Source organism: Microtetraspora glauca, assembly GCF_040656155.1.
GTDB classification, from domain to species: Bacteria; Actinomycetota; Actinomycetes; order Streptosporangiales; family Streptosporangiaceae; genus Microtetraspora; species Microtetraspora glauca.
On the sequence record NZ_JBFALK010000005.1, the window covers coordinates 207989 to 229475 of the forward strand.

At 70.3% G+C, this 21487-nt stretch carries 16 protein-coding genes; 10 read left to right on the forward strand and 6 right to left on the reverse strand.

The features are described 5' to 3' along the window. Window positions 1–93: 93 nt before the first annotated feature. Window positions 94–690, reverse strand: coding sequence for a hypothetical protein (locus AB0I59_RS12085; protein WP_358132293.1), 597 nt, complete (start codon window positions 688–690; stop codon window positions 94–96). Between the two features lie 1861 nt (window positions 691–2551). Next, window positions 2552–4039 (reverse strand): tRNA (N6-isopentenyl adenosine(37)-C2)-methylthiotransferase MiaB, encoded by a 1488-nt coding sequence (gene miaB / locus AB0I59_RS12090; RefSeq protein ID WP_358132295.1) that lies wholly within the window; start codon window positions 4037–4039, stop codon window positions 2552–2554. Between the two features lie 495 nt (window positions 4040–4534). Between miaB and AB0I59_RS12095 the strand changes: the two genes are divergently transcribed. The 4 genes from AB0I59_RS12095 (at window position 4535) to AB0I59_RS12110 (ending at window position 9530) form a co-directional block, all read left to right on the forward strand. Continuing rightward, window positions 4535–5926, forward strand: coding sequence for an APC family permease (locus AB0I59_RS12095; protein ID WP_061257748.1), 1392 nt, complete (start codon window positions 4535–4537; stop codon window positions 5924–5926). Between the two features lie 5 nt (window positions 5927–5931). Continuing rightward, a complete protein-coding gene (locus AB0I59_RS12100; protein ID WP_358132485.1) occupies window positions 5932–6570 on the forward strand; it encodes a GOLPH3/VPS74 family protein in 639 nt (212 codons plus the stop codon). Between the two features lie 92 nt (window positions 6571–6662). Beyond that, a complete protein-coding gene (locus tag AB0I59_RS12105) occupies window positions 6663–8885 on the forward strand; it encodes a GAF domain-containing sensor histidine kinase (RefSeq protein ID WP_358132297.1) in 2223 nt (740 codons plus the stop codon). 3 nt (window positions 8886–8888) lie between these two features. Next, window positions 8889–9530 (forward strand): response regulator transcription factor, encoded by a 642-nt coding sequence (locus AB0I59_RS12110; protein ID WP_358132299.1) that lies wholly within the window; start codon window positions 8889–8891, stop codon window positions 9528–9530. 117 nt (window positions 9531–9647) lie between these two features. Here AB0I59_RS12110 and AB0I59_RS12115 read toward each other — a convergent pair whose 3' ends face one another. Then, window positions 9648–10292 (reverse strand): hypothetical protein, encoded by a 645-nt coding sequence (locus tag AB0I59_RS12115; RefSeq protein WP_358132301.1) that lies wholly within the window; start codon window positions 10290–10292, stop codon window positions 9648–9650. A 210-nt stretch (window positions 10293–10502) separates the two neighbouring features. Between AB0I59_RS12115 and AB0I59_RS12120 the strand changes: the two genes are divergently transcribed. From AB0I59_RS12120 to AB0I59_RS12145, 6 genes are all read left to right on the forward strand, one after another. Then, window positions 10503–11258, forward strand: coding sequence for an amino acid ABC transporter ATP-binding protein (locus tag AB0I59_RS12120; RefSeq protein WP_358132303.1), 756 nt, complete (start codon window positions 10503–10505; stop codon window positions 11256–11258). Between the two features lie 59 nt (window positions 11259–11317). After that, window positions 11318–12178, forward strand: a complete 861-nt coding sequence (locus tag AB0I59_RS12125) for a glutamate ABC transporter substrate-binding protein (RefSeq protein ID WP_061257605.1) — start codon at window positions 11318–11320, stop codon at window positions 12176–12178. 80 nt (window positions 12179–12258) lie between these two features. Continuing rightward, window positions 12259–12927, forward strand: a complete 669-nt coding sequence (locus AB0I59_RS12130; RefSeq protein WP_061257606.1) for an amino acid ABC transporter permease — start codon at window positions 12259–12261, stop codon at window positions 12925–12927. Beyond that, window positions 12924–13811: an amino acid ABC transporter permease gene (locus AB0I59_RS12135; protein ID WP_061257607.1), complete on the forward strand. Its 888-nt coding sequence runs from the start codon at window positions 12924–12926 to the stop codon at window positions 13809–13811. The genes AB0I59_RS12130 and AB0I59_RS12135 overlap by 4 nt, the downstream gene beginning before the upstream one ends. Before the next feature lie 87 nt (window positions 13812–13898). Continuing rightward, the gene (locus tag AB0I59_RS12140; RefSeq protein ID WP_358132306.1) at window positions 13899–14636 is read left to right on the forward strand and encodes a type 2 periplasmic-binding domain-containing protein; all 738 of its coding nucleotides are present in this window, start codon (window positions 13899–13901) and stop codon (window positions 14634–14636) included. A 39-nt stretch (window positions 14637–14675) separates the two neighbouring features. Beyond that, window positions 14676–16769 (forward strand): S9 family peptidase, encoded by a 2094-nt coding sequence (locus AB0I59_RS12145; RefSeq protein ID WP_358132308.1) that lies wholly within the window; start codon window positions 14676–14678, stop codon window positions 16767–16769. 238 nt (window positions 16770–17007) lie between these two features. On the opposite strand, the gene rny is transcribed toward AB0I59_RS12145, so the two are convergent. The 3 genes from rny to recA form a co-directional block, all read right to left on the reverse strand. Then, window positions 17008–18633, reverse strand: coding sequence for a ribonuclease Y (gene rny, locus AB0I59_RS12150; RefSeq protein ID WP_358132310.1), 1626 nt, complete (start codon window positions 18631–18633; stop codon window positions 17008–17010). Between the two features lie 360 nt (window positions 18634–18993). Then, window positions 18994–19482, reverse strand: coding sequence for a recombination regulator RecX (gene recX, locus AB0I59_RS12155; RefSeq protein ID WP_358132311.1), 489 nt, complete (start codon window positions 19480–19482; stop codon window positions 18994–18996). Between the two features lie 686 nt (window positions 19483–20168). After that, window positions 20169–21272: a recombinase RecA gene (gene recA, locus AB0I59_RS12160; protein ID WP_061257612.1), complete on the reverse strand. Its 1104-nt coding sequence runs from the start codon at window positions 21270–21272 to the stop codon at window positions 20169–20171. Between the last annotated feature and the right edge of the window lie 215 nt (window positions 21273–21487).

The following is a 21487-nucleotide window of genomic DNA, read 5'->3' on the forward strand; positions in this document are numbered from 1 at the left end:
CGAGCGTGCGATGCCTGCCGGACCGCACATCAGGGTTTCCTCCGAGGCTTGTCGGTGCGTGCCCACAGCCGCCGGATGTCGGTGGGCACGGCATCAGTAACCGCCGACCGGCTCTCCTGGCTCGACGACGCCAGCGTCTCCGGAACGGTCGACCGTGTCCTCGTCGCCCTCACCGCCGCCGGAGGACGGCTTGGTCGGCGACTTGCCCGTGGCCGACGACTGCGTCTCGCTCGTGTTGGGCGTCTTCTTGCCCGTCGTGCCACCGGTGCCCGAACCGGACCCGCTACCGCTGGACCCGCTCCCTCCGGGAGAGGTGCCGTTCCCGCTGTCTCCATCGGCGTCCGCCCCCGCATCGGCGTCACCGGACGCGGCGGCTTCCCGGGCACCGTCGTCCGGTGCGCCCTCGCCGTTCGACGCTGCCTCATCGCCTGTGGCGGGCCGGCCGTCGGCGGACTCGCCGTTCGATATGGAACCGGCTCCTCGTGAGTCGCTCGCGACCGCGTAGACGATCCCGCCGCCGGCCAGGACCGCGACGAGCGCGGCGACCGCGATGACACGCCGGTCAGGCCCGGTCTTGCGCCGGGATCTCGGCGGGCTCGCGGAAGGGGGGTTCGCGGCTGACGGGCTCGCGGGAACGGGTCGGGTCGGCTCCCCGTCGTGGTGCGTCGACGGTCGATCGTGCCTATCCAAGGTGTGACTCCCTGCGGCTGGTCGGGGAAACCTCCAGGCTTCCGAAGGGTTCGGCCAGCCTAGCCACCACAAGGCACCTTTCGCACATTAATCACTCAAATAACATCACTCCGCATGTAATGATCTTAAATCGCCCATCTTGCCCGCATCGCTTGCTCAACACCGCACGAACAGAAGGCGAGGCAGGCCCGACGCGGCTTGCCGTCGAGCCCGAACGGCCGAGGCAGGTTGGGAGCGGGACACGACTGCGTCCGGGATACCCCCGCCGAGACTGAGACCGGGACACGAGCGGGGCCAGGACACCACAGACGCCGGGACACGAGCAGGCTGGGACACCACAGAGGTGGGGACACGAGCGGGGCTGAGCCACCGCTGAGGCCGGGACCGATGCCTAACACCCGTCGGTCGTCGCCCACCAACCGAGATCGGAGAATCCCCGCCGCCCGCGCGAACGGTGGACCACACTGGTCCCGCCTCGCGCGACAAAACCAACGCGAACTGATCACGAAAGAGCCACGCTATGCCAGAATTGCCCGATCTTTCGGGTCTTTCGCCGTCTCGCCGGCCTCGATGGCGTACGGCGCTCGCCCTGACCGGGGCCACCGGCGTCGTCGCCGTGGCGGGGCTCGGCGTCTTCCTTGGCACCGCCCGCGATGCCGACGGCGACAACGGCCACGGCTCGGACGGCGGGCCACGCCTCGGCGTGCTGGGTCAGGCGCGCGACTCGGGTCCCCTTGATCACATTCGCGATCCCCACGGTACCGGCACGGGCGGCGCGCAACCGGGTGGCGGCACGACCGGCGGGGGCGCCGCGCGCGGCAGCGCTGGTCCTACGGGCATGGGCGCGCCGGGCGGCGATGCGAGCGCGGCAGGCGGCGGCGCGGCAGGTGGCTCGGGAACCGGCGGTTCTGGTGTGAACGGCTCTGGGACGAACGGGTCTGGCGTGAACGGCTCTGGCGTCAACGACTCTGAGGCGGATGGCTCCACCGCGAACGGGTCGGGCGTCAACGGCTCCGGCGGAGAGCGGGCGAGATCGGGGACACGGCCCGCACCCGGCACACCAGCGCCAGCGGCGCGACGCGATTCGGGGTGGCTGGAGACACCGGGGACGTCTCTGGGCCGCCTGATGACACCGAGGTCGATTCCGGTTCCCGCGACACAGCTCCGGCTTCCCCCGGCGTCGGGCCCTGCGACGCGCCCTTCACCGGTTCCCATCCCGCCCCCGAGGCCGAGCAGGGACGCGGGCGCCGACGCGCGGACGAAGGCGGCGGTCCCGGGAAAGGCGGCCCCCGCGCTGTCCGCGACACCGGGAACGGCAGCGGAAACGGCAGCGGCCCCAGAAAGGACCGCGATCACCGGGAAGGCCACCGTCACCGGCAAGACGGGAGTCGCCAGACGGACACCCGCCAAACCGTCGCACCGCGACGGGCCCCGGTCTCGCCCCTTCCCCGACCCCTGCGCGACCTTCCACGACGTGCGCCGGGACTACTGCTACCAGTTCCTCGACAGCTTCACGGCCCCGCGCCGCTGAAGCCGACGCATTCCACGGTTCGGCTCCGGGCCGCATCACCGTAGGACACCTCCGGTCCGTCAGGCATGACCGGGAGTCGCTTCTCTGAAGAGTCGGGTGGGACGGCCGCCCCCACGACAGCCGTCCCACGACCACGACGCCGAGCGCCATGGCACTCCGCACCACGGCACCACACGCCGCCGTATGGGCTTCGCGCCCGGACCCACCACAGCATGACGTGCCGCCCTGTGTGCCCACGCACCGACCCCGACCCCGACCACCGCCCCCGACCGCTGTGATCCGCGTCGCCCCAGCCGGGGCGCCACGGCCGCTGCCGGGGCCGAGCCGCCGTTATGGGCGGGCGGAGCAGGCCGAGGAGGACTCGGGAGCCGCCGGAGGGCGGCCGATGGTCGGCATGCCCAGATTGACCCCACGGCCCGTGTCAGGTGCGGCCTGTCGGGCCTCCCACGCGTCCCCGGCACGCGTACGCCGTACGGAGACGACCGTGTCGGCGACGAGGTGGTGAGGGGCGGCGTAGGTGACCTCGGCGGTCACCATGTCGCCCGGCCGGGCGTCCACGGCGGCGAGGTGCACGAGGCGGTTGTCGGCGGCACGACCGGACAGGCGGCGGGTGGCGTCGTCCTTGCGGCCCTCGCCCTCGGCGATCAACACCTCCAGGGTGCGGCCGACCTGCTTCTTGTTCTCCTCCCAGGAGATCTCCTCCTGGAGGGCCACCAGGCGCTCGTAACGCTCCTGGACGACGGCCTTGGGCACCTGGTCCTCCATGGTGGCCGCCGGGGTGCCCGGACGGATGGAGTACTGGAAGGTGAAGGCGTTGGCGAAACGGGACGCCCGTACGACGTCGAGGGTCTGCTGGAAGTCCTCCTCGGTCTCGCCGGGGAAGCCCACGATGATGTCGGTCGAGATCGCGGCGTCCGGCATCGCGGCACGGACCCGGTCGATGATGCCGAGATAGCGCTCCGCGCGGTAGGACCGGCGCATGGCCTTCAGCACGCGGTCGGACCCCGACTGCAGCGGCATGTGCAGCTGGTGCATGACGTTGGGCGTCTCGGCCATGGCGTGGATGACGTCGTCGGTGAACGCGGCCGGGTGGGGCGAGGTGAAGCGGACCCGCTCCAGCCCCTCGACGTCCCCGCAGGCGCGCAGCAGCTTGCCGAACGCGAGCCGGTCGCCGAACTCGACGCCGTACGTGTTGACGTTCTGGCCGAGGAGCGTGATCTCAAGGACGCCCTGGTCGACCAGCGTGCGGACCTCGTTCAGGATGTCGCCGGGACGGCGGTCCTTCTCCTTGCCGCGCAGCGACGGCACGATGCAGAAGGTGCAGGTGTTGTTGCACCCGACGGAGATGGCCACCCAGGCGGCGTAGGCGGACTCGCGCCTGGTCGGCAGCGTCGAGGGGAAGGTCTCCAGCGAGTCCTTGATCTCGACCTGGGCCTCCTGCGCGATGCGGGCGCGTTCGAGCAGCACCGGCAGCGAGCCGATGTTGTGCGTGCCGAAGACCACGTCCACCCAGGGGGCCTTGCGGACGATCTCGCCCTGGTCCTTCTGCGCGAGGCAGCCGCCGACGGCGATCTGCATGCCGTCTTTGGCCATCTTGATCGGCCGCAGGTGCCCGAGGTTGCCGTAGAGCCGGTTGTCCGCGTTCTCCCGCACGGCGCACGTGTTGAACACGACGACGTCCGCCGTCTCCCCCTCGGGGGCGCGGACGTATCCGGCGTCCTCCAGCAGCCCGGACAGGCGCTCGGAGTCGTGCACGTTCATCTGGCACCCATAGGTCCGTACTTCGTACGTGCGGGCGCCTGCTTCGGTGACAGTCATCTCAACCAACAAGGGTAGGCGCTTCGGCGACCCCGGAACGCCTCCACCAGACTCATCCCCGATCAGGGCAATGACCCGCCCATCTCGCCAAAGCCACCAATAGTCCCGCGAGAAGCCGTCAAAAGCTCATGTGTGCCGCGGCCCGTGCGCGTGGCCGTACTCCTTGCGCGTTCCTTGCGCGACTCCTTGCGCGTGACCGCCACTTGTCCCGGGCGTGCGCGATCACGCGATGATCTCTCTTCTTCCCGAACCCGTCCGCCGCCCGTTCAGTAGCCCGTTCAGTAGCCCGTTCCGCTGGTCGTTTCGCTGGTCGTTTCCATCCGTTTCCACCCGGACGATGATCGGCGACCTGATCGGCCGACCCCTTGCGACGCGTCGTGCGCTACGAGAGGATCTCCGAACGACTTTGGCCAGAGGACGGCATTCCCTTCCGGACTGGCACGTTTTGTCACACGTACCTCACGCATTGAGAAATGCCGATATGAGGAGGCTGTGGTGCAGCCGCAGGAGAATGTCGAACAGTTCGGTTACCGCCAGGAATTACGCCGCGGCATCGGACTGAGTGACCTGGTGTTCTACGGCCTGATCTTCATGGTGCCGATCGCGCCTTTTGCGATTTTCGGTCAGGTTTACAAGGAATCCCACGGCATGCCGGCCCTGGCGTACGTCATCGGAATGGTCGCGCTGCTGTTCACCGCCGCCTCGTACGCGCAGATGGTCAAGGCGTTCCCGTTGTCCGGTTCCGTCTACAACTACGCGGGCCGCGGCATCGCCGCCCCGGTCGGATTCATGACCGGATGGGCCATCCTGCTCGACTACGTCCTCGTGCCCGGCCTGCTGTACCTGGTGGCGTCGATCGCCATGAACGCCACCGTGCCGCAGGTCCCGGTGTGGGCATGGGTGATCATCTTCGTGGCGATCAACACGGTGATCAACCTGCGCGGCATCCGGATGACCATCTCGCTCACCAAAGCCCTGATCACCGCCGAGTTGGTCGTGCTGGGCCTCTTCCTCTCGGTCGGCGTCTGGGCCCTCCTCCAGGGCAAGGGGCGCGGGTTCAATCTCACACCGCTGTTCAATCCGGACACCTTCTCCTGGCCGGTGGTGTTCGGCGCCGTCTCCATCGCGGTGCTGTCCTTCCTCGGGTTCGACGGGATCAGCATGCTCGTCGAGGAGGCCAAGGGCGGCTCCGCCCAGGTGGGGAAGGCCATGCGCCTGGCCCTGATCCTGGCCGGCGTGCTGTTCATCGTCCAGGTGTGGGTCGCCTCCCTGCTGGTCCCCGACCCGGCCGGCCTGCTGGCCCACGGCGACAAGAACGGCACCGCGTTCTACGACACCGCCGCGGCCGCCGGCGGGAGCTGGCTGGCGCACATCATGTCGACCGCGACCGCGATCTCGTGGGGCCTGGCCGACACCCTGGTCGCGCAGGTCGCCGTCTCCCGCCTGCTCTACGCGATGGCGCGCGACCGGCAGCTCCCGTCGTTCCTGGCCAGGGTGTCGGTCAAGCACTCCGTGCCGGCCAACGCCACGCTGTTCATCGCCGCGCTGTCCACCGTTCTCGGGGTGTGGATGTCCAGCCGCAAGGACGGCGTCACCCTGCTCTCCAGCCTGATCAACATGGGCGCGCTGATCGCCTTCATCGTCCTGCACGTCTCCGTCATCGTGCACTACGTGATCCGTGGGCGGTCGACCGATCTCCTCGCGCATCTGATCACGCCGCTGGTGGGGATGGCGATCCTCGTCTTCGTCGTGATCAACGCCAACATCCTGGCCCAGGTGTTGGGCCTGATCTGGCTCGGCGTCGGCGTCCTGGTCCTGGCCGGCCTGTACATTGCCGGTCGCCGGCCCTCCTCAGCCGGCCTCGCCGTACTGGAGGAGTCACGGTGAGCGCCATGAACCGGCTGCCGCTCTACCAGGACCTGTATCTCATCGCCCACGACCAGGCCGGCAAGCCGCTGATCAACCAGCCCTCGCTGAGTCTCGGGCTGGCCGGCGCCGTGCTGCTCGACCTGGCCCTGACCGGCCGCCTGGACATCACCCACGGCCGGCTCGCCGTCTACGACCGCAATCCCATCGGTGACATGGTCGCCGACAGCCTCGTCCCCCTGATCCTGCGGGACCGCACCAACCGGGACACCAGGTTCTGGATCAGGAAGGTCGCGGAGGACATCTACGACCGCACCTGCGGCGGCCTGGTCGCCGCGGGCGTCCTCACCCGGGTCACCAGGCGGCGCATGGGCGTGATGTCGCAGACCCGCTACCCGCCCACCGACGTCGCGCCGCTCGTGCGCGCGCGTTCCGGGGTGCGCAACGCCGTCGAGGCCGTGGAGCAGCCGGACGCGCGGTGCGCCGCGCTGTGCGGCCTGGTCGGTGTGCTGCGAGTGGAGGCGGCGCTCCATCTCGCCCAGCCGTCCGGCCAGCTCGTCGGCCGCCTGCGTTCCATCGCGCGGGAGTATCCCCGCCCGGTCAACGAGGTCATCGGCATGGTCGAGACGCTCATCAGCGAGGCCGCCGTCGCCCTGTATCGGTGAGCGGCCGAATCTGACCCACCCCGATCGGGACAATGTCCCATCCTTCTGGGCGAAGCCATCGATACCCTGAAACCGGACATCAGGGAGGTCACGTGCGGCGTGCGGCATGGCCCGTATGCGTGGCCACACTCCTGCTCACCACCGCCGCACTCGTCCTGGGCGTACGCAACGGGATGGGCCTGATCCCCCAGAGCCATCTGATCTTCGTGGCCGCCTTCGCGGTCGTGGGCGGCCTGATCGGCGCGCGGCGGCCGGGCAACGCGATCGGCCTCATCATGGCGACCGGCGCCCTGTCCTTCGCCTTGCTCGACGGCTTCGGCCAGTACGCGATCTTCGCGCGATCCACCGGAGCGCCGCTCGCCGAGGCGGCCGCCTGGCCGCAGAGCTGGCTGTGGATCCCGGCGAACCTGTCGCTCTCCGCGATCCCTCTCTTCTTCCCCGCCGGAAGGCTCCCCTCGCACAGGTGGCGGCCGTTGCTCGGCGCGCTGGGCGTGTTCTCCGTGGCGGTGATGGCGCTGAGCGCGTTGCGGCCGGGCCCCAACGACCAGGCGGGCCTCGGCACGGCGGTCGTCAACCCACTCGGCGTACCGGCGCTCGCGGACCTCTCCCGAGCCGTGGACCCGGTGATGTCGGTGCTCTCCGGCCTGCTGTTCGTCGCGGGCGCGGTGGAACTCGTCCGCCGGTCCAGGCACGGCGGGCGGCGGGAGCGCGACCAGGTCAAGTGGCTGGTGTACGCGGCGGGGCTGGCCGGTCTGATCGTCGCCGCCCGCCTGGTGGCCGGGCTCACGGACGAATATCCCGGCGCCGTCTGGCCGATGGAGAGCACGCTCTGGGAGCTCGCGGGAACGCTGGGAGCCAGCCTGCTGCCGATCTCGGTCGGCGTGGCCGTGCTCCAGCACGGGCTGCTCGACATCGATCTCGTCATCAACCGGACGTTCGTGTACCTCCTGCTGTCCGGGTGCGTCGTCGGCGGGTATGTCGTGGTGGTCACCTACCTCGGCGCGATCTTCCGGTCCGAGGGCGCGCTGCCGGTCTCGATCGTCGCCGCCGGGGTGATCGCCCTGGTCTTCGCCCCGCTGCGCGACCGCGTCCAGCGCTGGATCAACCTGGTCATGTACGGCAGACGGGACGATCCGTACGCCGTCCTGGCGCTGCTGGGCAAGCGGCTGGAGGAGACGGGGGAACCGTCCGCCGTGCTGTCGGCGGTGGCCCAATCTGTGGCCGAGACGCTGCGGCTGCCGCACGTCGCGGTCGAGGTGGCCGGCGGCCCGTCGCACGCGCACGGCGTGCCCGCCCCCGATCCCGTACGGCTCCCGCTGGTCTATCACAACGAGCCCGTCGGTGAGCTCGTCCTGTCCCCGAGACCCGGTGAGAGCGGGTTCGGCCCGAGGGACCAGCGTGTCCTCGCCGACCTGGCCAGGCAGACGGGCGTCGCCGTCCATTCGGTACGGCTGTCCGCCGACCTGCAGCGGTCACGCGAGCGCCTGGTCATCGCCAGGGAGGAGGAGCGCCGACGGCTGCGCCGCGATCTGCACGACGGCCTCGGCCCCACGCTCGCCGCGCTGACCATGCGGGCGGAGGCCGTCCAGGACATGGTCACGGACGAGGCGGCGAAGGCGATGCTGGAGGACATCATGGCCGACGCCCAGGCGGCCATGGACGACGTGCGCACGCTGGTGGACGGGCTGCGCCCGCCCGCGCTGGACACCCTCGGGCTCCTCGGCGCGATCCGCTCGCACGTCGCGGGCCTGCCCCGGAGCCCGGAGGCGCTGCTGGACGTGCGGGTGGAGTCCGACGGTGAGTTGCCCGCCCTTCCCGCCGCCGTCGAGGTCGCCGCGTACCGGATCGCCGTGGAGGCGCTGGCCAACGTGCGCGGGCACGCCGGAGCCGCGCACGCCACGATCCGTCTGTCCGTGGCCGGGGCCCGGCTGCGCCTGGAGGTCACCGACGACGGGCGCGAGCCGTACGGCACGGCATCCGAGGAGAGGGTGACCGGCACGGACGCCCAGGCCGTGACCGGCACGGACGCCCAGGCCGTGACCGGCACGGACGCCCAGGCCGTGACCGGCACGGACGCCCAGGCCGTGACCGGCGTCGGAGCGGGCGTGGGAACCGCGTCGATGCGCGAGCGGGCGGCCGAGCTGGGCGGATCGTGCCGGATCGAACCGCGGGCGGAGGGCGGCACCCGGGTGCTGGCCGAACTCCCGCTCGGAGCGATCCCGGAAACCCGGCCGGACCGAGAAGATCCCGGAGATCCCGGGGCGGATCACGCCACTCCCGGGGTGAACCGGGAGAAATCGGAAGGAGAGCGGTAAACGATGGAGCGGATCCGCGTGCTGCTCGTCGACGACCACGCCACGTTCCGGGCCGGGCTGCGCGCCCTGCTCCAGTCGGTGGAGGACGTGGAGGTGGCGGACGAGGCCGCCAGCGGCGAGCAGGCCCTGGTCCTCGTGATGAGGGTGCAACCCGACGTCGTTCTGATGGATCTGACGATGCCCGGCATGGGCGGCGTCGCCGCCACCGAGCGGATCGTGCGGGACTATCCCCACATCAGGGTCCTCGTGCTCAGCATGTCGGACGACGACGACTCGGTCCTCGCCGCCATGCGGGCCGGGGCCAGGGGTTATGTGCTCAAGGGAGCGCGGCGGGCCGAACTGGTCCGCTCGATCCACGCCGTGGCGGGGGGCGAGGCCATCTTCGGCCCCGCCCTCGCCGGGCGGCTGATGGACTACTTCTCCCGAGGGTCGGGCGGGGAGGAGAGCTTCCCCGAGCTGACCCGGCGTGAGCGGGAGATCCTGGGGTTGATCGCCTCCCACCTGACCAACCCGCAGATCGCGGTACGGCTCGGCCTGAGCCAGAAGACCGTGCGCAATCACGTGTCCAGCATCTTCACGAAGCTGCGGGTGGCGGACCGGGCCCAGGCGATCATCCGGGCGAGGGAGTCCGGCCTCGGCAAGTGACGGCCGGGCCGGCAGAGGGCCGGGCGGGTCACGAAGCCAGGTGGATGAGGGTTCGGGCGGGTCAGGTGGGCGGTCAGGTGAACGGTCTCGCGGATGAAGGGTCGGGCGGGTAAGAGGTCACGCGGCCTGCCAGTCGGCCACGGGCATGCGGAGCACCTTCACGGCCACCCAGCCGAACGCGGCGAACTGGAACAGCGCTCCGATCGACTGGACGGCGGGTGTCTGGCCCATCGTCAGGAACGGCCCCACGATCCCCATGAGCGTCACCACGGGCAACCACCACGGCCCCGCCTTGGCGAGGGCCAGGCCCACCATGAGCGTGAGGACGCCCACGTGGGCGAGGAATCCCGGCAGCAGCATGCCGTACACGAACCCGCCGAGCTCGTTCGCCGCCTCGGTCACGCGTACGGCCTGCTCCGCCGGCAGGGTCTGGGCCAGCGCGAGGTCGTAGAAGTCGGTCGTGAAGAGGGCGATCGCGCTCGCGGCGCCGGCCGCTCCGATCGCGGCGCCGATGTTCCCGGTCCGCGGCATGCGCGTACGCAGGAGATGGGCGAGCCCGAGTATCGCGGGGATCAGGGCGATGGTGCCCCATTGGTACAGCAGGGCGCTCACCTGCACCTGTACCGGGCGGCTCGCGAAGACGTCAGGGGCGTGCGTGGACCCCGGTGGCGAGGTGAGGAAGGCCGCGAGCTCCAGCAACGGCCAGGCCAGCATGGCGACGCCGGCGACGTTCCTCCTGAACAGATCCGGATTTTTCAACATAAGTGGCTCACCGCGGCTTTCTATGAGGGGCTTTCTCCGGTCGCCTTCGCGACGAACCCAGAGAAGCGCCACACCATCCCGGGACGGATGAGCCGTGGCCCCGGAAAGACCGGGAGAAATGTCCCGGCACGTGGGCGTAGGGAGCCTGTGATCTGATCGGTACCCGCGCGGTAGTGATTTGGCGACGTTGACACCCCTACGTTGTTGACCATGACGGAGCCTGGTGACCCGCGCCCTCTTGTCAATCTGGAAGGCGTCAACAAGCACTTCGGCACGCTGCATGTGCTGAAGGACATCAACCTCAGCGTCGCGCGCGGCGAGGTCGTCGTCGTGATCGGGCCGTCCGGTGGCGGTAAGTCCACGCTGTGCCGCCTGGTCAACCGCCTGGAGACCATCGACGCCGGGAAGATCACGTTCGACGGCCAGGAGCTCCCCGCCGAGGGGAAGGCGCTGGCCAGGTTCCGCTCCGATGTCGGGATGGTCTTCCAGTCGTTCAACCTGTTCTCCCACAAGACCATCCTGGAGAACGTCACCCTCGGGCCGATCAAAGTGCGCAAGGTCTCCAAGAGCGAGGCCGACAAGCGCGGCATGGAACTGCTCGAACGTGTCGGCATCGCCTCGCAGGCCGGGAAGTACCCCGCCCAGCTCTCCGGCGGCCAGCAGCAGCGCACCGCCATCGCCCGCGCGCTGGCCATGGACCCCAAGATGATCCTCTTCGACGAGCCGACCTCGGCGCTGGACCCCGAGATGGTCCAGGAGGTGCTCGACGTGATGACCGGCCTCGCCAGGGACGGCATGACCATGATGGTCGTCACCCACGAGATGGGGTTCGCCCGCCGGGCCGCCAACCGGGTCGTGTTCATGGCCGGCGGCGAGATCGTCGAGGAGGCCGAACCCGACGCCTTCTTCACCAATCCCCGGACGGACCGGGCCAGGGATTTCCTTTCCAAGATCCTCACGCACTGATCACGCAATCCTCCCCGGGCCGCGATCCGGCCCGGCGCACGGAAGAAGAGGTGGCAGTAATGCGAGCACGACGAATCTGGGCGGTTCTCGCCGTCGCCGCCACGGCCGCGAGCCTGACGGCCTGCGGCGGGGGCGACGAGAGCTACTCCAGCGTCGCGGAGAAGCTGGAGAAATCGCAGAAGGTCGTTCTTGGCACCAAGTGGGACCAGCCGGGGCTCGGCCTGAAGAAGGGCGCCGAGCCCGAGGGCTTCGACGTCGACGTCGCGAAGTACGTCGTCAAGGAGCTCGCCGGCGGCAAGGACGTGGACATCACCTGGAAGGAGTCCGCCTCGTCCAACCGTGAGGCGTTCCTCGCCAACGGCACCGTGGACATCATCTTCGCCTCCTACTCCATCACCGAGAGCCGCAAGGAGAAGGTGACCTTCGGCGGGCCGTACATCGTGGCGCACCAGGACGTCATGGTCCGCACCGACGACAGCGGCATCGCCAAGCCGACCGACCTGGCGGGCAAGCGGATCTGCCAGGCCGCGGGCTCCAACTCCTACAAGCGGATCACCGACCCGCCGCCGGACGGCGAGCTCGACCTCGACGCCCAGCTCGTGGGCGCGGCGTCGTACTCCGAGTGCGTGGCCAAGCTCGGGGGCAACAACCTCGACGCCGTCACGACCGACGACCTGATCCTGGCCGGGTTCGCCGGTCAGGCCCCGGGCAAGTTCAAGATCCTCGGCCAGCCGTTCACCGACGAGAAGTACGGCGTGGGCCTGAAGAAGGGCGACACCAAGACCTGCGAGGCCGTGAACGCCGCCATCACCAAGATGTACCAGGACGGCACCGCCCAGCAGCTGTTCACCAAGTGGTTCGGCCAGGCACAGGGTCTGAAGGCGCCCACCGGGGCTCCGACTTTCGAGCCCTGCGCCTGACCGTGTCCCAGGACACCTGACATGGCCGCCGCCGCGCCGGTCCCCCGGCCGGCGGCGGCCTCCTCAACCGGTGGAGCACGATGGACGATCTGATCAAATACGCGCCGGACCTGCTGGCGGGCTTCCTGGAGAACGTCAAGCTCTCGCTGATCTGCGCGGTCCTCGCGCTGGTCCTGGGCACGATCCTGGTGTCGATGCGGGTCTCGCCGACGCCGGTGCTACGCGGGGCCGGCACGGTCTACGTCAACATCGTGCGGAACACACCGCTGACCCTGGTGCTGGCCTTCTCCTCACTCGGCCTCAGCGACACCATCGGCCTGGCCTTCTCGGCGACCCCGAGTACCAACAGCTTCTGGCTGGTGGTCTTCGGGCTGTCCGCGTACACCGCGACCTTCGTCTGCGAGGCGCTGCGCGCGGGCATCAACACCGTGCCGCTCGGGCAGGCCGAGGCGGCGCGCGCCATCGGGCTGACGTTCCTGCAGTCCCTGCGGCTGATCATCCTGCCGCAGGCGTTCCGGACGGTCGTCGCGCCGCTGGGCAGCGTGATGATCGCGATGATCAAGAACACCACCGTGGCGATCGCCGGAGGCTACCTGATGGAATCGGCCTTCGTCATGAGGGACACCTTCGACGACACGGGCGTGTCGATCCCCATCTTCGTCGGGCTGGTCATCGCCTTCATGGCCGTCACCCTGCCGGTCGGGTTCGTCACCAGCCGCCTGGCGTCGAAGCTGGCGGTGGCCCGATGAGCACGAACATCCTCTTCGACGCGCCGGGCCCGCGCGGACGGCTGCGCAACAACATCCTGACCCTGCTGTCCGTGGTCATCCTGGCGTCCGCCGCGTACTACGTCTACGCCAGGTTCGACGCCAAGGGGCAGTGGGAGGGCGAGATCTGGAAGCCCTTCCTCGACGTCTCCACCTGGACCGAGTACATCATCCCCGGTCTGCTCGGCACCCTGAAGGCGGCCGGTATCAGCGCGGTCTGCGCGCTCGTCTTCGGCGCGATCTTCGGCCTCGCCCGGCTCTCCGACCACCGGTGGGTCCGGGGCGTCGCGGGCGCGGTCGTCGAGACGTTCCGCGCGATCCCGCTGCTGCTGCTGATCTTCTTCCTGTTCTTCCTCGCGCCGAGCGTGTTCGGCGGCGGCGACTACACGCTGATCGCGCTCGTGGCCGGGCTCACGCTGTACAACGGGTCCGTGCTGGCCGAGATCGTCCGTGCCGGGGTCCGCGCGGTGCCGTCCGGGCAGGCCGAAGCGGCGCAGGCGATCGGGTTGCGCAAGAGTCAGGTGATGCGGCTCGTCCTGCTCCCCCAGGCGGTCACCGCCATGATGCCAGCCATCGTGAGCCAGCTCGTCGTGCTGCTCAAGGACACCGCGCTGGGCTACATCATCGCGTACGTCGACCTGCTCAACATGGGCTTCAAGCTGATCCCGGCGGTGCACTTCGGGTCGCTCATCCCCGCCGCGATCGTCATCGGGGTCATCTACGTCGGGCTCAACATGTCGCTCAGTACCCTCGCCACCTGGCTGGAGAGGCGCACCAGACGCAGCAACCGGACGTCGGCGGCGCCGATCGCCCCGCCGGGAGCCGTCGGCGAGCCGGAGACGTCCGGGGCCGGCACGCTGCTCTGATCCTGGACACGACTTTCCCGTTCCATTCCCGTTCCGTGTCGTGTCGCTGCTTGGCCGCCCGCCCGCCCCGCCCCGATTCTTGGGCTCGTGCGGCGCGTCGCGGCCCTGCTGCTGGGCCTTTCGATGACGGTCGCCTCCCTTACGGCCTGCGGGAAGGGCGGCGACCTCGTCATCGGCGTGCGCGTCGGATACCCCGGACTGGTCCTCCGGCTCCCGGGCGGGGGATACACCGGTTTCGACGTCACGGTCGCCCAGTACGTCGCGCGCGAGCTCGGCTACCGCGACGGGCAGATCAGCTACACCGGTGACCTCGACCAGGCCGACATCGTCGTCGGCACGAGCGGCGTCCGCGACACCGCCGGGCCCTACCTCGTCACGAGCTCGGACATCCTCGTCCGCGCGGGCGACCTCACGATCAGCAGGCCGAAGGACCTGCGCAGCAAGCGTGTGTGCGGCACCCGCGCGGACACGGCGCCTCTGGTCGGCAGGCTCGGCACCGCGTGGAAGGCCGCGTTCCTCGCGGAGGCGAACGTCCCCGCCGCGTGCGCTCCCCTGCTGGCCAAAGGAAGGATCGACGCCATCGTGGCCGACGCGCCGGTCCTCGTGGGGCTCGACGCGCAGTACCCCGGGCGCTTCCGGCTCTGCGGCGCCTCGATCGCCGTCCACAGGTACGGCATCGAGGCACGTTCCGAGGGAGCACGCGAGGAGATCGACGCCGCCCTGCGGAGGATGTTCGACGACGGCGCCTGGAACCGCGCCGTGATCCGCCACCTCGGCGTCCTGGCGGCCCGCTACACCGCTCCTCCCGCCCTGGGCATGACGTAGACGCGGCGCCGTAGCCCTGCTTCCGGCAGGATGGGAGGCATGTCCCCCGTGCCCGCGCCAGTGCCGTACGCCGTCTGGCCCTCGCCGATCTCCACCACCGACGTCGCCCGATCGGGGCTGTCTCTCGGCTTCCCCACGGTGCTGGACGACGACCTCTGGTGGGAGGAGGACCGCCCGACGGAGGGTGGGCGGCGCACCGTCGTCCATCGCGGCGCCGACGGGCTCCTCCGTGAGTTGCTTCCCTCGCCCTGGGACGCGCGCACCCGCGTCCACGAGTACGGCGGGCGCTCCTACGCGGTCGTCCCAGGCTGGGGGATCGTCTTCGCTCACCACCGTGACCAGCGGCTCTACCTCGCCGCCTCCGGGACGGAGCCATGGCCGCTCACGCCGGAGCCCGAGCGGCTTTGCGGGCTCCGCTATGCCGACCTCCTCGTGCACCACGGCCCGGACGGGCCCGAAGTGTGGTGCGTCCGCGAGCGCCACCACGACGACGGTGCGGTCACCCGCTCCATCGTCTCGATCTCCCTCGGGGACCATCTCTCCGCGCCCGGCCCGGTCTCCGGCCTGAACGACCATCCCTCCGCACCTGATCCACGGGGCCGTTCGTTCCCGCCCGGCCCCGACGGCGTGACCTCCCGCTCATCCTCATCCGGCCCGGCCTCCGGCCTGAACGACCGTTCCTCCCGTGGCGGAGCCCTCCACTCCCCCGCCTCGTCCCCGATCGGCTCGCCCTCGACGAGCGGGATCGTGGAGCGGGTGAGCGGGAGTGACTTCTACGCCTTCCCCACGATCTCCCCGGACGGACGGCACCTCGCCTACATCTGCTGGGACCATCCACGCATGCCGTGGTCGGGGACCGAGCTGCGGGTGACCAGGATCGCCGACGGCCGCACCTGGACCGTCGCCGGCGGCGTCGACGAATCGGTGCTCGCCCCGTGCTGGCGCGACGACCTGAACCTGTACTTCGTCTCCGACCGCTCCGGCTGGTGGAACCTCTACCAGGACGGCCTCCACGGCGGCTCCCCGCGCGCCCTCCACCCCGCGGAGGAGGAGTTCGCCGGACCACTGTGGCGGCTCGGCGGCCGACCGTACCAACCGCTGGGCGATGGCCGGCTCGCCGTGCTGCACGGACGCGGCGACCTGCGCCTGGGCATCCTCGATCCGGATACGGGGGCGCTCACCGACATCGAGGTGCCCTACTCCGGCTGGGATCCCGCGTTGGCCTCCGACGGGCGGACCGTCGCCGGGATCGCGTACGGCCCTCATCTCCCCCGGGCGGTCGTCCGGCTCGACGGCGGCGACGGCAGGGTCGAGTGGCTGTGCGGCGACACCGCCGAACTGCCCGAGACCGCCTACCTCCCCATGCCCCGGGCCGTCGAGATCGAGAGCGGCGCCAGTCGTGACGTCCACGCCTACCTGTACCCGCCGTCCGGTCCCGGTGCCGGCGACGCGGCGGCCACGCCGTACGTCGTGTTCGTGCACGGCGGGCCGACCGGGCACGCGACGACCGAGCTCAGCCTGGAGAAGGCGTTCTTCACCAGCAGGGGCATCGGCGTGCTCGACCTCAACTACGGCGGTTCCAGTGGGTACGGCCGGGCCTACCGTGAGCGCCTACGCGGACAGTGGGGCGTCGTCGACGTTGAGGACGCCGTGGCGGCGGCGCGGTGGCTCGCGGCCGAGAACCTGGCCGACCCGGCGCGCATCGCCATCAGGGGAGGCAGCGCGGGCGGCTGGACCGTCATGGCGGCCTGCTGCGCCTCCGACGTCTTCGCCGGAGGCGTGTCGATCGCCGGGGTCAGCGCCCTCGCCCCGCTCGCCGCCGCCACGCACGACTTCGAGTCGCGCTACATGGACTGGCTGGTCGGCCCGGAGACGTCGTACGCCTCCCGCGAACCGCTGGCCAGGGCCGGCGAGATCGACTGCCCCATGTTGCTGATGCAGGGGCTGGCCGATCCGGTGGTGCCCCCGGCCCAGTCGGAGGCGTTCGCCGACGAGCTGTCCGCGCGCGGCGTGCCCTGCACCTATCTCGCGTTCGAGGGCGAGTCGCACGGTTTCCGCCGCCACGAGACCAGAGCCACCGCCCTGGCCGCGGAGCTGTCCTTCTATCTGCAGATCTTTCACATCTCGGCCTGAACACGAGTCCAAGGGGCCCGGGGCCGTCGCGCCCGCGTGAGCCGTACGCGGCGGCCACGCCAGGACTCCCTGGCCCCCGGACGCCGTGGACCCTCCAGACTCCGGACGCCCTGGCCCCCGGACGTCCCGGGCTCCATGGGCCTTGGGCCCCCGGGCTCCTTGGACTGCCTAGCACGCTCCTTGGACCCCGGGCTCCCGGGCTCCATGGCCTCCATGGCCTCCGGGCATTCTGGACTGCCTAGCGGGCGAACTCCGTCGCCCGGGACTCGCGTACGACCGTGATACGGATCTGGCCGGGATAGGTCAGCTCCTCCTCGACCTGCTTGGCGACGTCCCGCGCGATCACCTGGGCCTGGATGTCGTCCACCGAGTCGGGGCGGACCATGACCCGGATCTCCCGCCCCGCCTGCATCGCGAAGACCTTGTCCACGCCGTCGTACGACTGGGCGATCTCCTCCAGCCGCTCCAGCCGCTTCACGTACGCCTCGAGCGACTCGCGCCGAGCTCCGGGACGGCTGCCGCTGATCGAGTCGGCCGCCTGGGTGAGGACCGCCTCGACCGTGCGCACCTCCACCTCGTTGTGGTGGGCCTCGATCGCGTGGACGACGTCCTCGTGCTCGCCGTACCGGCGGGCGATCTCCGCGCCGATCAGGGCGTGGCTGCCCTCGACCTCATGGGTCAGCGCCTTGCCGATGTCGTGGAGCAGCGCGCAGCGCTTCACCAGATCACGGTCGAGCCGCAGCTCGGACGCCATGATCCCGGCGATGTGCGCGGACTCGATCAGGTGCTTGAGCACGTTCTGCCCGTAGGAGGTGCGGTAGCGGAGCTGGCCGAGCAGCGTGATCAGCTCTGGGTGCATCTCGGTGATGCCGAGCTCGACCAGCGCGTCCTCGCCCGCGCGGACACACAGGTCACGCACCTCGGTCTTGCTGCGCTCGTACGCCTCCTCGATGCGCTGCGGATGGATGCGGCCGTCGAGGACGAGGCGTTCCAGCGTCAGCCGGGCGGTCTCCCGCCGGACCGGGTCGAAACACGACAGCAGCACCGCCTCGGGCGTGTCGTCGATGATCAGATTGACCCCGGTCGTGGACTCGAAGGCCCTGATGTTGCGGCCCTCGCGGCCGATGATGCGGCCCTTCATGTCGTCGCCGGGCAGGTGCAGCACGCTGACCACGGACTCCGCGGTCTGCTCGGTGGCGACCCGCTGGACCGCGAGCGTCACGATCTTGCAGGCGCGCTTCTCGCCCTCTTTGCGCGCCTCGCTCTCGATCTCCCGGACGATCAGCGCGGCCTCGCGCTTGGCCTGGTTCTCGATCTCCTTGACCAGCTCGCCCTTCGCCTGGTCGGCGGTGAGGCCGGCGACCCGCTCCAGGATCTTCCTGCGGTTGTCGGCGACGTGGTCGAGCTCGACCCGCCGGTCAGCGAGCTCCGTCTCGGTCTCGGCCAGCTTGCGCGCCCGCTCGGACTGCCTGCGCGCCTCCTCGTCGAGCCGCTGCTCCCGCTCGACCAGGCGACTCTCCCGGCGTTCCAGGTCGGCGCGCAGTTCCTTGATCTCGCCTTTGAGCGCGCGCGCCTCCTCCTCGACCTCTTTGCGCATCAGGGCGGCGCTTTCGGCGAGGGACTCGGACTTCTTGACGATCTCGCCCGCGTCGCTCTCGGCCTTGCCGCGGATCTCGTCGGCCTGGCGCCTGGCCTGCTCCAGCTCCTCGTTCACCTCGGCCTCGGCCGCGGCGAGCTGCTCCGGGGAAGGACCCTTGGGCCGGGGGATTCCCCCGGTGTGGCGCACGACCATGACGAGCGCGGCAATCGCTACGAGCGTCAGCAGCACCACCGCCAGCGCCAGCACGATCACGATCGTATTCATGCGCGCCCACCCCTCCTCGCGTCGCAATGTCGAGCCAGCGAGGGGGTTACGCGCACAGCACGGCAGAACCCGGCGACGTCAGCGGAACGTCGTGAAATCCGGCGGCCCCGGAGGGCGGCCGACATGGCCGGCAAGCCGGTCAATCTTCCTCGTTCTGTCATCCACCGATATGGCAATCCGCACTGCGGAGTAACTCCTCACTGCGGTCGAGATTAAGCGTCAGCGAGGTAACGGGCAAGCAAAGGAGCAGCGTCAAATGGCTTTTCCTGGTCACATCTGACGGCGCGAAAAGTGCACACCCCTCCACGCGGGACGTGTCGGCGCGCGCAGTCAGAACCACACGCACGCGCCGTCCGGCCATCACCGCATGTCGCCGTCAGGGAGATCGTCGATCTCGGCGCCCTCGCTCTCCAACGCCTCGCGGACGACTCTGAAAGCGAGCCCGGGACCGTAGCCCTTGCGGGCGAGCATCCCGACCAGCCTGCGGGTGCGGGCCTGGGTCTCCACGCCCCGCGTGCCCGCGAGCTTGCGGGCGACCAGCCGCCGGGCGGTCTCCACCTCCTGCTCGGGGTCGAGCTGCTCGACGGCCTCCTTGACGGTGTCCTCGTCCACGCCACGATGGCGCAACTCCTGCGCGAGCGCCCGTCGTGCCAGGCCACGCCCGGCGTGCCGGGAACTGACCCACGCCGCGGCGAACGCCTCGTCGTCGATGAGGCCGACCTCGGAGAAGCGCTCCAGTACGGCCTGCGCCGCGTCCTCCGGAACCTCCCGCTTGTGCAGGGCTTCCGCGAGCTGGGCCCGGGTCTTCGGCGCCATGGTGAGCAACCGCAGGCAGATCGCCCTGGCCACCGCCTGGGGATCCGCCGCCGGCGCCTGAGCGGCCGGGGAGCCCTCATCCGGGCCCTCAGGCGACCAGTCCGATCGCCTCGACCGCCCCTTCTTCCGCCGGGTGCCCCCAGCACGGCCAGGACGATCGGCAGGGCCATCCCCGAAGCCACCGTCATCGTCGGCACCGAAAGCACCGAACGCAGGGCCTAGCCCGCCGAACGCGCCGTCAGCCCCAGAATCCCTCGCACCACCGGCCCCGGAACCCCTCGCCCTACCGGCGCCGAGCCCTCTCGCCCCATCAGCGCCGGAACCCCTCGCCCCGCCGGCGCCGAGCCCCCTCGCCCCGCCGGCGCCGAAGCCGCGAGCACGGCCCCTGATGGAGCCACCGGCATCGCCAACGCCATGGGATGGATCGGCGGAGTGCTCAGGGCCCCACGGACCGGAGTTCCAGTCGGCCGGGTTGAGCTCCCCAGTCGGCCCGGAGTTCCCGCTCCCATGGACCACCTCATCCGCCGGCCCGGAGCCCCGGCCCCGCCGCCACCTCAGGTCGCCTGCCGGATCGGAGCGTCGACCCGGCAGGTCCGACTCGCCCGCAGGAGCGGAATCCCGGCCCTGCCACCCCGCAACGCTCGAACAGCCTGGGTCCTCGTCCCCCGGGCCCGGCTCAGCGGAGGGGCCGGGGAACTCGTCACGCCTCATGGCTGAGCTCAGACGTCACCGGGCTTGGGCGTGGACGCCTTGGACCCGCGCCCTCCGGACGGAGCGGCCGCGGCCGGCACGGGGGCGGGAGCGGGAGCCTCCGCGGCGGCGTCCAGGCGCGGCCCGACACCGAGCTTCTCCTTGATCTTCTTCTCGATCTCGTTGGCGATGTCGGGGTTGTTCTTCAGGAAGTTGCGGGCGTTCTCCTTGCCCTGGCCGAGCTGATCGCCCTCATACGTGTACCAGGCGCCGGCCTTGCGCACGAACCCGTGCTCGACCCCCATGTCGATGAGGCCGCCCTCGCGGGAGATGCCGATGCCGTACAGGATGTCGAAGTCCGCCTGGCGGAAGGGGGGCGCCATCTTGTTCTTGACGACCTTCACCCGGGTGCGGTTGCCGACCGGCTCGGTGCCGTCCTTGAGGGTCTCGATCCGGCGGACGTCCAGCCGGACCGACGCGTAGAACTTCAGCGCCTTACCACCCGTGGTGGTCTCCGGCGAGCCGAACATGACGCCGATCTTCTCGCGGAGCTGGTTGATGAAGATGGCGGTGGTGCGGGTCTGGTTGAGGGCACCGGCGACCTTGCGGAGGGCCTGGGACATCAGGCGCGCCTGGAGGCCGACGTGGCTGTCGCCCATCTCACCCTCGATCTCGGCCTTGGGCACCAGGGCGGCCACCGAGTCGATGACGATGATGTCGACCGCGCCGGAGCGGATCAGCATGTCGGCGATCTCGAGGGCCTGCTCACCGGTGTCCGGCTGGGAGACGAGCAGCGCGTCGACGTCGACGCCGAGCTTCTTCGCGTACTCCGGGTCGAGGGCGTGCTCGGCGTCGATGAAGGCGGCGATGCCGCCGGCCCGCTGCGCGTTGGCCACGGCGTGCAGCGCGACGGTCGTCTTACCGCTGGACTCCGGCCCGTAGACCTCGACGATGCGACCGCGCGGGAAGCCGCCGATGCCGAGAGCGACGTCGAGGGCGATCGCGCCGGTGGGGATCACTTCGACCGGGGCACGCGCGTCGTCGCCGAGGCGCATGACGGAGCCCTTGCCGAACTGCCGCTCGATCTGTGCGAGGGCGGTCTCAAGGGCCTTCTCGCGGTCGTTGATTGCCATTGGGTGCCCCCTGGAGGGTCGTGGTCTGTTCGGTCACCGGAAAGCTACGGGGTGCCACCGACAATTTCCGGAGTTCCGGAAGCCGTCCTCGGAAACCGGCACCGGACGCCCCGGGAAACCCGGAAGGCGCCTGCGGCTGCCCACCCGACGCGGCACACCCCTGCGGCGGCCGTTCAAATATAGCCGAACGACTGTTCGATCACATCTGGAACCGT